A 13,248-nucleotide genomic window follows, 5' to 3' on the forward strand; every position below is an offset into this window, starting at 1 on the left:
CGGGGGAACGCCCTACTCCTAAAAACAAAAAAGCCACCTTGCGGTGGCTTTCTTTATAGTGTTAAAGAGGTTTAGTTTTTCACCACTTTGATTGTTCTGGCAGCATTAGCTGTTTGTACTTTTACAAAGTAAGTACCTGCGGCTAAGTTTGACATGTCTACTGTAGTGCTTAAAGCATTTACGTTTTTAGCAGTTACTTTTTGACCTACAATATTGAATACTTCGATAGCCGTGATGGTATCGGTGTAATCTACATTCAACAATGAGTTCACCGGATTAGGGTACAATTTTAAACCGGCTAAATCAAATGAATCGTTTCCTAAAGTTACGGTAACTGTTACGGCAAAGGCTGCACTACGACATCCTTGCGTTGAAGTATTTACAACATAGTAAGTAGTACCGCTTACCAATTGAGTTCCGGTAGCTAAAGGATTTAAATTATCGATGGCATCGTCCTCTGAGGCAAACCACGTTAAATTATCTCCGGTAACCACTAAAGAAGCGATAGTAGCTTCAGCAGGATCGTTAACATTGAAAATTTGAGTTGGGTTTCCGGTTGGAGTGGCAACAGTATTTACCACAACAGCTACAGTAGCTTCGCCAAAACATCCTGAATTAGGGTTAGTTCCTCTTACGGTATAAGTGGTATTTGCTGTTGGTGCTACCGTTACTGATTCACCGGATAATGCACCAGGGTTCCATGACCAAGTCAATCCGAAAGGAGCCGGAGCTAATTGACCTCCGAATACCACATTTAATCGCTGCGTGGAAGCTGCAGGAACTACAGTACCGGCAGTTACCAAGTTTTGAAGTGAATTGGTAGCCAATGTTGTACTGGTAACAGCCGAAATAGTGGTATTAGCAGTAGTAGCTGTAAAGTAAGTGATTGCATTATTAGTACTATCGGCACCATTTTGTCTGATATCAACAATAATGTTAGAAACACCATCCCAGTAGTAAGGTGTAGCGAAAGTAATGGTATTCAACCCAACTTGGTGGTTGTAAGTTGACGGACCATAAACGGTAGTTAAACCTGTAGTTTGAAATGCAGTCAAGGCTGTGTTAGCAGTTGTTCCGATACTAATTGAGAAATTAGTAACATTAGTCCCTGACCCTAAAGTAGTGATATTATAAGCAATAGAAGTAATATTTCCGGCACTCAATCCTAAAGCTTGTAATTCGGCTGCAGTGAAAACCGTTTGGTTCCAATACTGTGCCCAACGGTTACAAAAGGCTGTAGGTTGAGAAGTAGCACTTGTTAAAGTAGTCGCATTTCCAACCGCCAATGTACCTGTTACAGTTGAATTCAACACTGTTGAACTTCCTTCACAAATAGTATTTTCTGTAGCTGAAGCAGCAACAACCGGATTCTGGTTGATGTTTACCGTAACGTTAGTGTTAGTAGAACACAATGCCCCTGAAGATTGTGTTGCAGTTAGCGTGTAATTGGTAGTTGTAGAAGGATTGAAAATCCAACCATTAACAGCATCTCCCGTTACGTTTGTTGATGGAGACCAAGTAAAAGTGTTGTAATCAGTACCACCGGCTGTAAGGGTAACTGGGCTTGAAGATTGTCCTTGACAAACGCCAGCCGTATTGTTAGTACTTACCGTTAAGGCAGGAGCCGCAACTACTGAAGCTACAACTTCAGTTCTGGCAGAAGTACATCCTTGGTTGTATTTTAAATCATAGAAATAATAGTAAGTACCTGTAGTGGTTCCACCCCATTCAGAAGAGGTAACCGTTACTTTACCATCGGTTCCAACATATGGGAAGGCTAAAGTTGAAGAGTCTCTGATTAGATTCACTCCGGTATAGGCTTTCACCAAGATTCGGTATCCTGTTCCGGCAGGAACTGTAAAGTTAAGAGGAATAACATTTGGAGTGGTTGTTCCTCCGGCAGCAACTGCTACATCACCTGTGGCGTACAATTCGGTCAAAGCAGCATTGGTAACTTTGATATTTACCGTACCAGCTGTGGTGGAATACAACGATACGCTTTGTAAGTTCAAACTCTCGGTTGCATTGAAAACAATACCCCAGTTTGCAAGAGTAGTTCCGGTTGCAGAAGCAGGAGGAGCCGATTTACCGGAAGATTGTGTAACACCTGTTGAAGCTTGTGCCCAATATGAGGTTGTAGTATTAATACTTGGCGTGGTAAAAGAGCCACCGGTTGCCAAAGCTAATCCGCCTGTTTGGGCTGCATACCAAGTTATAGTTCCTTCATTTGAAGTAGCCGATAAATTTACTGTTCCTTGACCACATACCGAACCAGGAGTAGTTGCAGTAATTACCGGAGGATTACATAACGTTTTAAAAGTTACCGGAACTGAAGTCCAATCGCTCAATCCATTAGCATCACAATTGGTTCTGATCCAAACGAAATAATCTGTACTTGGAGTCAATCCTGAAACTGTTGCAGTTACCACTCCTTGTCCAACACTATCTGAAGGCGTTGTGCCTGATGTTGGAGCAGTATTAGAAGTTGAATAATAATAATCGTAACCATTATTAGTTGAAACAGAACCCGTCCAGTTAAAAGTAGCACCTGTAGCTGTAACATTATTAATGGTTAAACCGGTTGGCGCTAAACAACTTGGCTGTGCAATTACAGTAAGTTTGTAATCTTCTGCTTCTGTTCTTGTGTTAGTTGAAGCACAAGCATCCGGAGCAATGGCATTGAAATCCACTCTGATTCTTAATCTGTAATCTCCCAGTGGCGTACCGTTTGGCACTACAAAACTTCCGACTTGATTGCCTCCGAATGCCGTAGTCACGAAAACTCTTTCGGTGGTATTATCAAACACCAAATCATTGTTCCAATCTACCCAAATACTGGTTCCTAGAGTTCCGCCAACAATATCAGAAGCAAAGTTGATAGTTCCGGTAGCATATTGACTCACAGTAGCTGTTGTATAGTTATCTTGATAACCTGTTGCTGTATATCCGGAAGCCAGATTTGAAATGTTAGTACTTCCTCCGGTTGTTGAGAAATTATTGATGTAAGTAGCATTAGAGGTCGATGAAGGGACACAGTGTCCTGTATAAAAAGTTGAAGAACTCCAAGCACTGAAATTACCTGAACCACAATTTGATCTTACATAGAAGCTGTAAGTAGTGTTTGCTGTTAATCCACTTATCGGAGCATTTAAACTACTAGTAGTTCCGCTTGAAACTAAGCCGACAGCACCACTTCCTGCGGCACCGGAGGTTCTAACTTCGTATTCATAACCGTTTGCAGGTGCAGAAACAGAGGCTGTCCAAGAAATAGTAGCGCTGGTAAAAGTTAAATTCCCTGCGGTCAATGCGGTAGGTGCTGCACATGATGGCGGTGTCCAAGTATATGTTAAACCACTACTTGGAACTGTTGATCCGTTAAAGGCCATAGTGTTGTTATTAGCAGTTCCTGCGGTAGAATTGATCCAATCTCCCGTACCGACTGCTATGGTTCTGTTACTATATATAGTAGTAGAACCTCCTCCTAAACCAACTTGAGGATAAACCGTGGTTAAGGGAGTAACCCTGTCTACACAAGCTCCGTAAACAATTTTCACGACACCTGTAGAAGTGTTCAAACGGATTTGAAAATTCAGATTTTCCGTTGAAGTTGCGCCGGCTCCTGAAGCAGCGTATCTGCAAACATTAGCCCACTGCAACACAAACTCACTTCCTACTTGTTCCCATCTTACCTCAGGAGTTCCAGTGCCAGCGCTTGCAGCTTTGGCATCTAAATCAGCTGCAAAAGCCGCTACTGCGTTGCGTCCGGCAGAAATTGGCGTGTTGGTTGTGGTTGTACTTCCGAACAATACATAACCATTAGCGCTCACAAAAACTGAAGGATAAGACACTCCCTGAAATACAAAAGCAGTAGGCAATGTAATGGTGGTAGTGTTGTCATCAAAACCGTCATAACCTGTCCAAAGAACAGTTCCACCAGTAATGGGTGAGTAAACATCTGCCGTTTGTGAAAACGAATAAGATGTAACTTGAGCCAATCCTAAGTTACTACAAAAAAGAAGTAGTAACGTAAAGACTGCATACCAGCTTTTAAATAAAACAGTGTATCCCTGTTTTGCCAGTAAAGTAGTTTTTTTCATGATAATAATTTTTAGTTAACTTAGCTAAAGTAAGGTGTTTTGAGAGCATTTCTTATCAATAACCCTCCTTTTAACTTTAAAGATTTATTTTTCGTAACAAATTTACGATTTTTACAATTTTATATATATAAAAACTGTTAAATGAACCTATCTTTTCATCTATGAATTCAACCTCAAGAAAGACCTTGAAATAAATTTCATTTATTTTTGAAAGTTTAAAAACTTTTGTTTAACTTTGGAGTATGACAATGAGCATTTTTAATGCAATTTGCATTTGACCTTTTAAAAATCCACAAAAAAGACAAATGAAATTTAGAGAAGCAAAAAATAAATTCGTTCAAACTTGGGGCGCATTGGGTTCACAATGGGGAATCAACAAAACTATGGCGCAGATTCATGCTTTATTAATGGTGTCGCACGAACCGGTTTCTATGGAAGACATCATGGAGGAATTGCAAATTTCCCGTGGAAATGCCAGCATGAACTTGAGAGCACTTATGGATTGGGGTATTGTATACAAAGAATATAAAACAGGTGAGAGAAGAGAGTATTTTACAGCAGAAAAAGACTTGGATGAATTAGCGGTAAAAATCTCTAAAGAACGCAGCAAACGCGAAATCAAACCGGCTTTAAAGGTATTGAAAGAAGTATCTTCTATTGAAGCAGACGGAACAGCAGAAGAAAGACATTTTGTAGAACAAACTTCCAAACTGTATGATTTTGTTTTAAAAGCCGACAACGTTTTGGATAAAATGACCGAGTACAAAGACAACTGGTTAGCGCAGATTTTAATAAAATTTATGAAATAAACCGTTCGATGAGACAAATAAAAAAAATAGAATAACGAATTAAATAAAACCCTTTTTTTTAATCAAAACTTTCATTTTTTTCTGAAAGTTTAAAATAATAAATAAAATGAGAACCATTAAACACTTAAACACCTTTGCTATTGGACTTCCCTTTGTCATATTAATGAGCTATCCTATTTTTAAAGAAAGTGCTTTATTCTATTCACTTCTTTCCACTATGGCTACCGGATTCATTCAAGTTATTTTAGGATTATATATGTTATTTAATAACCCAAACGATAGAAAACTACAATTTTATATTGTTAATGTAGTAACATTTTTTACGCTTTGGTTTATTAATGATTATATAGATTACAATGATATTTTAACCTTGATTCTGTTTTTTATCCCTCCATTGTTAGCTTTCTATTTAACTTTTATAATCTATAAAAAAGCAAAACTATGAACCTCAACCTCATTGGCTACGCCATTTACTTATTGATAACGATAGTAATTATTATCAAAGTAGGCCAAATTTGCTACCAAAACGGCAATATTTATGTGGCGCAACTCATTCCTGACCACACGGATTTATGCCAAAAAATCAATCAAGTGCTACTGTTAGGCTATTATTTGCTAAACATTGGGTACTGTGCCATGACCTTAATCTCTTGGGAAAAAATTACCACACTCAACCAACTCATTGAAGTCATCGCTTTCAAATCGGCCATCATCATCGGAACCATCGCCTTGATGCATTACGGCAACATTTACGTTCTCACCAAATACATTCAAAAATTAATTTAAATACTTATTATTATGGAAACTACAAAAATCATAATCGGTTACGCCATTTATTTACCTGTGGCTTTGTTTTTAACTTACTATGTTTCTAAGACGTTGTTCAAAAACAGTAAAATTTATATGTTAGACATTTTTAAAGGAAGAGAAGAAATTGCCAATGCTACCAACAAACTCTTTGAAACGGGATTTTACCTGCTCAATCTTGGCTTTGCTTTGATGATTTTAGAGATGAATCTATACGAAGACAGTTACCAGCGATTGATTGAAGAACTCAGTTATAAAATTGGAGGATTTACCATTTACTTGGGTTTGATGCTTTTTTTGAACCTCTACTTTTTCTTTAGAGGGAAACGAAAAGCCAGAGAAGCACAAACAGAAGAACGCTTAGTTTTCAAAGCCTAATACAAACTAAAAAGAAGCCGAAGATTGACTTCGGCTTTTTTATTGAAATAAAACCAGTAAAACCCACCACAAAATCGGAATGCTTTCCACCCAAAAAGAAGTATAATATTGACTGCGTTCCAAAGTAGAGAATTTAATGGCAATGGCATTCACAATGGCAATCACAATAGCAATAACCAAATATTGAGACTTGACATTCTCATTAAAATTGAAATTGACAACCTCTAAAACAACGTACAACAACACCAATAAATAGCCCGCTTTTTTAGCATTCGCTATACCAAATTTTTGTGGTAAAGTATTCAATGTGGTATCATCATGTTGGCTGTCATAAATTTCAAACGGAATCATCAAAGCGCTCACAAAAAGAAATCGCTTGAAAAATTCGAGCCCGATAATCCCCTCAAAACCGGGCAACGCATTAATGAATACAAATGCGGTTAAATAAGCAATCACAAAACTTACCCAAAACATTTTTACCACACCAAACTTTCTCAAAAAAGGATAGACCAGAACCATTCCGGTCGCAATTACCATTTGAATTTTTATCGAATCTACCATGCGAATAATAAAAAACAAATACCCAAAGATTGCCAAAAGTGTGACAACCAAAATCCATAAGTGTTTTTTAAGACTAAAATTGCCTTTCTGAAATACTTCAAAATATTTCAAAAAATTATACCCAATTATGGTCCCGAAAAACACACAACACGGATAAGTAATATGCCGGCACAAGTCGTTTGAAAATGTCGTTACATATGTCAAACTAAACAACGCCAAACCCACATGTATACTACTGTTGATATAAAAGTCGAGAAGTCGTTTAAAAAATAGCATAGGCTAAAAGTAAGCAAAGTGTTAATAAGAAGCTATTTTGGTTAAAAAATTCTCAAAATATTAGACTTTGTTTAGCACAAAATTAGAACATTAATAATTACTTTTGTTGGTGTTAAAAAACCGTAGTGTTTTGCAACCGACATACACAACTAAACACATTTAGAACCTTACAATTTAATGAAAACAGACGCATTTGCATTACGCCACATAGGTCCGCGTGAAAGCGACCTGAACCATATGTTCAAAACCATCGGAGTAGAAAATCTTGATCAATTGATCTACGAAACCATTCCGAATGATATTCGATTGAAAAACGACTTGAACTTAGAGGCGCCCATGACCGAATATGAATACTTGTCACACATTCAGGAATTAGGTCAAAAAAACAAATTATTCAAATCCTATATTGGTTTAGGATACCATCCGACTATAGTGCCAGCTGTAATCCAAAGAAATATTTTTGAAAATCCGGGTTGGTATACTGCTTATACGCCGTACCAAGCCGAAATTGCACAAGGCCGATTAGAAGCAATTTTGAACTTCCAAACCATGGTAATGGAATTGACCGGAATGGAAATCGCCAACGCTTCCCTATTGGATGAAGGAACCGCCGCCGCTGAAGCTATGGCTTTACTTTACGATGTTCGTACTCGTGACCAAAAGAAAAACAATACCTGTAAATTTTTCGTTTCCGAAGAAATTTTACCGCAAACCTTGTCTGTGTTGCAAACGCGTTCTATGCCTATCGGTGTGGAATTGGTAGTTGGCAACCACGAAACCTTTGATTTTTCATCCGATTTCTTCGGAGCCATTTTACAATATCCGGGCAAGTTCGGACAAGTAAACGACTACGGGGCTTTTATTGCCAAAGCGCAAGAAAACGAAATTAAAGTAGCCGTAGCCGCTGATATTTTATCGTTAGCCAAACTGACTTCTCCCGGAGAGATGGGCGCTTCAGTGGTAGTTGGAACTACGCAACGTTTTGGAATCCCGATGGGATTTGGTGGCCCACACGCCGCTTACTTTGCGACTAAAGAAGAATACAAACGCTCTATGCCGGGCCGTATCATCGGTGTCTCTATCGACGCCAACGGAAAACGTGCTTTGCGTATGGCATTGGGAACTCGTGAGCAACACATCAAACGTGAAAAAGCGACTTCCAACATCTGTACCGCACAAGTTTTACTAGCGGTAATGGCCGGAATGTACGCGGTTTTTCACGGACCGAAAGGATTAAAATACATTGCCAACAAAGTACATGCTTCAGCAGTAACTTTGGCCGATGCTTTAAATAAATTAGGCGTTTACCAAACCAATACCGCTTTCTTTGATACGATTTCAGTAAAAGCAGATGCAGTTAAAGTTAAAGCCATAGCTGAAAAACAAGAGGTTAACTTCTTTTACATCGACAACCAAACGATTTCAATTTCCTTGAACGAAACGACTTCGTTAAGCGATTTGAATCAAATCATAGCCATTTTTGCAGAAGCAACCGGCAAAGAAGCTTTTACCGTTTCAGGTTTAAGTTCCCAAAATAATTTCCCGACTTCACTCGAAAGAACCTCAACGTTTTTACAACACGAAGTATTCAACAACCATCATTCTGAATCACAGTTGATGCGTTATATCAAAAAATTAGAGCGCAAAGATTTGTCGTTAAACCACTCCATGATTTCCTTGGGTTCTTGTACGATGAAACTCAATGCCGCTGCTGAAATGTTGCCTTTGTCGATGCCAAACTGGAACAGTATTCACCCGTTTGCCCCGACAAATCAAACAGAAGGTTATCTTACCATGTTAAAAAAACTGGAGCAACAGCTGAATGTAGTAACCGGATTTGCAGGCACTACTTTGCAACCTAATTCTGGTGCGCAAGGCGAATATGCCGGTTTGATGGCGATTCGTGCTTACCATTTATCACGCGGTGATGCTCACAGAAATGTGTGTTTGATTCCATCTTCGGCACACGGTACCAATCCTGCTTCAGCGGCTATGGCCGGTATGCAGATTATCGTAACCAAAACGATGGAAAACGGTAATATCGATGTGGAAGATTTGAGAGCAAAAGCCATTGAGCACAAAGATAATTTGTCGGCCTTAATGGTGACTTACCCGTCAACCCACGGTGTATTTGAGAGTGCTATTTGCGAAATCACTAAAATTATTCACGATAATGGTGGTTTAGTCTACATGGATGGCGCTAACATGAACGCCCAAGTTGGTTTGACTAATCCGGCTACTATTGGTGCCGATGTTTGTCACTTAAACTTACACAAAACATTTGCTATTCCGCATGGCGGTGGCGGTCCTGGTGTTGGTCCGATTTGCGTTAACGAAAAATTGGTACCATTCTTACCTACCAATCCTATTGTAAAAGTTGGCGGCGAACAAGCCATTACAGCCATCTCATCCGCACCATACGGTTCTGCTTTGGTTTGCTTGATTTCTTATGGTTACATCACCATGTTAGGTGCTGAAGGTTTGAAAAAATCAACAGAGCACGCCATTTTGAATGCCAATTATATGAAAGCCCGTTTAGAAGAACATTATCCTGTATTGTATTCAGGTGAAATGGGACGTGCGGCCCACGAAATGATTTTAGATTGTCGTGCTTTCAAACAAAACGGTATCGAAGTAACCGATATTGCCAAACGTTTGATGGATTACGGTTTCCACGCACCAACGGTTTCTTTCCCGGTAGCCGGAACTTTAATGATCGAGCCAACGGAGTCAGAAGACTTAGCAGAATTAGATCGTTTTTGCGACGCTATGATTGCCATCAGAAAAGAAATTGAAGTTGCATCGGCTGATGACCATAATAACGTATTGAAAAATGCACCGCATACTTTGGCAATGCTTACTGCTGATACTTGGAGCTATCCATACACTCGTGAGCAAGCGGCTTATCCTTTAGAGTACATACACGAAAACAAATTCTGGCCAAGTGTTCGCCGAGTAGATGATGCTTACGGAGACAGAAACTTAGTTTGTTCTTGTGCGCCGATTGAAGCGTATATGTAATTTAAAATACGAAGTAATAAGTAAAAGGTTCCAAGTTGTATAATTTGGAACCTTTTTTTCAGAACCGGTTTTTTTACAAATTCAAAAACGACCAATGAACGACATTCAAAACCAAGACGATTTATATTTATTAGTAGATGAATTCTACAAAAAGCTCTTATCCGATGAGTCTATCAGTTATATTTTCACTGATGTAGTAAAAATAAAACTCGAAGAACATTTACCTATTTTGGTTACCTTTTGGTCTCAAGCCATTTTGGGAACCGGTGGATATACCAACAACCTAACGCAGATTCATTTGGATGTCAATGCCAAATCTTACTTGTCACCGGAATTATTTAAAATTTGGCTCAATCATTTTTACAACACGGTCGATGAAAACTTCAAAGGTCAAAAAGCAGAGCAAATCAAAACACAAGCCTTAAGTATCGGAACAATTATGCAAATTAAAATTGCCCAACAACAAGGTGATAAATTATAGCATTCTTATTTTTAACTGAGTTTTGCTAAACAATTCACAATTCTTTTAAAAAAAGAAACCTTCCTTTACCAACTATTGATTTTATTAATAATTTAGTGTTGAAATCATTAGCATATGAATATAAAAATAACCGGTTCGGGATGTTACATTCCCACCGAGATCGTGACCAATTCCGATTTTACCAAGCACGTTTTTTTAAACGATGACGGTACGCCTTTCCCCTTACCTAACGAAGTTATTACCGAAAAATTTTACGACATCACCGGCATTGAAGAACGCCGTTATGTTACCGATAATTTACTAACCTCCGACATAGCCGCTATAGCTGCCAAAAAAGCGATTGAAAAGGCCGGAATTGATCCGGAAACATTAGACTATATCATCTTTGCTCATAATTTTGGCAACGTAAAAAAAGGGGCGATTCAAACTGATATATTACCAAGTTTAGCCACCCGAGTTAAATTCGATTTGCGTATTAAAAACCCGAAATGTGTGGCGTATGACATGCTTTTTGGTTGTCCGGGTTGGGTAGAAGGTGTCATTCAGGCACAAGCCTTTATCAAAGCCGGTATGGCCAAAAAATGTTTAGTAATTGGTGCCGAAACTTTGTCTCGCGTAGTAGACATGCACGACCGCGATAGTATGATATACTCTGACGGTGCCGGCGCTACCATTATAGAAGCAACTGAAGAAGAAGGCGGTATTTTAGCACACGCTTCTGCTACTTTTACGTACGACGAAGCCTATTATTTATTTTTCGGAAACTCGTTTAACAAAGAGCACGATCCCGATGTGCGTTACATCAAAATGCACGGGCGAAAAATTTATGAGTTTGCCTTGAGTCAGGTTCCCAAAGCCATGAAAGAATGTGTTGATGCCAGTGGTATCGATATCAGCAACATCAAAAAAGTACTCATTCACCAAGCCAATGAAAAAATGGATGAAGCCATCATTCAACGCTTCTACAAACTTTACGGGCAAAAAGCACCGGAAGGCATTATGCCGATGAGTATTCACAAATTAGGCAATTCAAGTGTAGCTACTGTGCCTACGCTTTATGATTTATTGGTTAGAGGCTCCTTAGAAGGACATTCTCTTGCCAAAGGTGATGTAATTTTGTTTGCCTCAGTCGGCGCCGGGATGAACGTGAATGCCATTGTATACAGAATGTAATTTTTTACGGTTTATGGTTTAAGGTTTGTAGTTTATAGTTAATTTTGCTCGACATAAATAACTTCGATCAATGTACGAGAAGACCTATCCAAGTAAACGCTTTAACCTTACTTTACAATTTTTAAAAAAACACGTTTCAACAGCTGAAACCGTCTTAGATTTAGGTGTGCCCAATCCGTTTTCTAAAATTATGGAAGACAATGGTTATACCGTTATCAATACCAAAGGCGAAGATATAGACAACGACCAAACTGCCTTACAGACCGAAAACTATAGCGTTTTTACTGCCTTCGAAATCTTCGAGCACTTGCTTAATCCTTATACTGTGTTACAAAACGTTAAAGCTGATAAAGTTTTAATTTCTATTCCGTTGCGTTTGTGGTTTTCACCGGCTTACCGAAGCAAAACCGATATGTGGGACAGGCATTACCACGAGTTTGAAGATTGGCAACTCGATTGGTTATTAGAAAAAGCAGGCTATAAAATTGTAGACCGCCTGAAATTTACGCATCCGGTAAAAAAGTTAGGGTTCCGTCCTTTATTGCGTTGGATTACACCTCGCTACTACTTGGTGTATGCTGAAAAAGTAAAATAATGAACTACTATATTGTTATTCCGGCGCATAACGAAGAAGCCTTTATGGCACTTACGTTACAATCTTTGGCAGACCAAACAGTTTTGCCAACGAAAGCCGTTATTGTGAATGACAATTCTACCGACAAAACGGCTGATATTGTTTTGGCTTTTGCCGAAAAATATCCTTGGATTTCATTGCTCAACGCTACTTCCGATGTGATTCATTTGCCCGGCAGCAAAGTAATTCTGGCCTTTCAAAAGGGATTAGAAACTTTAGATGATCAATACGACATTATGGTCAAGGCCGATGCCGATTTAATTTTCCCTCCGAATTATTTTGAAACCATCATCAATCATTTTCAATCCGATGACAAAATCGGAATGGTTGGCGGATTTGCTTATATTGAAAAAAACGGCGAATGGCTCTTGGAAAACTTAACCGATAAAGATCACATTCGCGGTGCCTTTAAAGCCTATCGAAAAGCAACTTTCCAACAAATAGGCGGATTAAAACCGGCTATGGGTTGGGATACTGTAGACGAATTGCTTTGCAAATTTTACAAATGGAAAGTAGTAACCGATGAATCTTTGAAAGTCAAACACCTTAAACCAACCGGCGCTAATTATAACCAAACAGCGCGTTACAAACAAGGAGAAGCTTTCTACACTTTGGGTTACGGCTTTTTCATCACGGCCATTGCTTCTTTAAAATTGGCCATGCGCAAAGGCAAACCGCTACTTTTTTTAGATTACATCAAAGGGTTTTGGAAAGCGAAATCGGCTCAAAAACCATTATTGGTTTCAGAGGAACAAGCTAAATTCATTCGGAATTATCGCTGGAAAAAAATGAAAGAAAAGTTGTTCTGAGAAAGTTGCGTTAGGGATTCCTTCGGCAGACGCTTTGCTTGTGCGTAGTGAAAATCCTTTTTAGGATAGCCCAGTAGCCCAATGAAAGAAAAAATTCAATCCTAAAAAGATTGTAACGAATAGCCCGACCAGAAGGGACACAAGGCTGAAAGCCGACTGCCACAGGAAACGCCCAAAAACTTATAACTTATAACTTATAACT

General features: G+C 38.9%; 11 protein-coding genes. 9 read left to right on the top strand and 2 right to left on the bottom strand.

What is annotated here, in order from left to right; all coding sequences use genetic code 11:
* Nucleotides 1–71 precede the first annotated feature (71 nt).
* Complete coding sequence (locus tag SK086_RS12685) at nucleotides 72–4,097, bottom strand: beta strand repeat-containing protein (RefSeq protein ID WP_324692085.1); 4,026 nt, start codon at nucleotides 4,095–4,097, stop codon at nucleotides 72–74.
* 305 nt (nucleotides 4,098–4,402) lie between these two features.
* Here SK086_RS12685 and SK086_RS12690 point away from each other — a divergent pair, with 305 nt between their 5' ends.
* The 4 genes from SK086_RS12690 (at nucleotide 4,403) to SK086_RS12705 (ending at nucleotide 6,091) form a co-directional block, all read left to right on the top strand.
* On the top strand, nucleotides 4,403–4,906 hold the full coding sequence (locus SK086_RS12690) for a GbsR/MarR family transcriptional regulator (RefSeq protein WP_290873285.1): 504 nt from the start codon (nucleotides 4,403–4,405) through the stop codon (nucleotides 4,904–4,906).
* A gap of 106 nt (nucleotides 4,907–5,012) precedes the next feature.
* Complete coding sequence (locus tag SK086_RS12695; RefSeq protein WP_290873288.1) at nucleotides 5,013–5,351, top strand: hypothetical protein; 339 nt, start codon at nucleotides 5,013–5,015, stop codon at nucleotides 5,349–5,351.
* Nucleotides 5,348–5,692, top strand: a complete 345-nt coding sequence (locus tag SK086_RS12700) for a hypothetical protein (RefSeq protein WP_324692086.1) — start codon at nucleotides 5,348–5,350, stop codon at nucleotides 5,690–5,692. The genes SK086_RS12695 and SK086_RS12700 overlap by 4 nt, the downstream gene beginning before the upstream one ends.
* 12 nt (nucleotides 5,693–5,704) lie before the next feature.
* Nucleotides 5,705–6,091 (top strand): hypothetical protein, encoded by a 387-nt coding sequence (locus SK086_RS12705; RefSeq protein ID WP_324692088.1) that lies wholly within the window; start codon nucleotides 5,705–5,707, stop codon nucleotides 6,089–6,091.
* A 39-nt stretch (nucleotides 6,092–6,130) separates the two neighbouring features.
* On the opposite strand, the gene SK086_RS12710 is transcribed toward SK086_RS12705, so the two are convergent.
* Entirely contained in the window at nucleotides 6,131–6,652 is a 522-nt protein-coding gene (locus tag SK086_RS12710) for a hypothetical protein (RefSeq protein WP_324692089.1), read from the bottom strand.
* A gap of 453 nt (nucleotides 6,653–7,105) precedes the next feature.
* Between SK086_RS12710 and gcvP the strand changes: the two genes are divergently transcribed.
* The 5 genes from gcvP (at nucleotide 7,106) to SK086_RS12735 (ending at nucleotide 13,046) form a co-directional block, all read left to right on the top strand.
* On the top strand, nucleotides 7,106–9,949 hold the full coding sequence (gcvP, locus tag SK086_RS12715) for an aminomethyl-transferring glycine dehydrogenase (RefSeq protein WP_324692090.1): 2,844 nt from the start codon (nucleotides 7,106–7,108) through the stop codon (nucleotides 9,947–9,949).
* Between the two features lie 94 nt (nucleotides 9,950–10,043).
* A complete protein-coding gene (locus tag SK086_RS12720; RefSeq protein WP_290875379.1) occupies nucleotides 10,044–10,430 on the top strand; it encodes a group III truncated hemoglobin in 387 nt (128 codons plus the stop codon).
* A 114-nt stretch (nucleotides 10,431–10,544) separates the two neighbouring features.
* Nucleotides 10,545–11,603, top strand: a complete 1,059-nt coding sequence (locus tag SK086_RS12725) for a 3-oxoacyl-ACP synthase III family protein (RefSeq protein WP_324692091.1) — start codon at nucleotides 10,545–10,547, stop codon at nucleotides 11,601–11,603.
* 70 nt (nucleotides 11,604–11,673) lie between these two features.
* Nucleotides 11,674–12,198: a class I SAM-dependent methyltransferase gene (locus SK086_RS12730; RefSeq protein ID WP_324692093.1), complete on the top strand. Its 525-nt coding sequence runs from the start codon at nucleotides 11,674–11,676 to the stop codon at nucleotides 12,196–12,198.
* Nucleotides 12,198–13,046 (top strand): glycosyltransferase, encoded by an 849-nt coding sequence (locus SK086_RS12735; RefSeq protein ID WP_324692094.1) that lies wholly within the window; start codon nucleotides 12,198–12,200, stop codon nucleotides 13,044–13,046. The genes SK086_RS12730 and SK086_RS12735 overlap by 1 nt, the downstream gene beginning before the upstream one ends.
* The last annotated feature ends 202 nt before the right edge of the window (nucleotides 13,047–13,248 follow it).

The organism is Flavobacterium cheonhonense, assembly GCF_035671315.1.
Lineage (GTDB): Bacteria > Bacteroidota > Bacteroidia > Flavobacteriales > Flavobacteriaceae > Flavobacterium > Flavobacterium cheonhonense.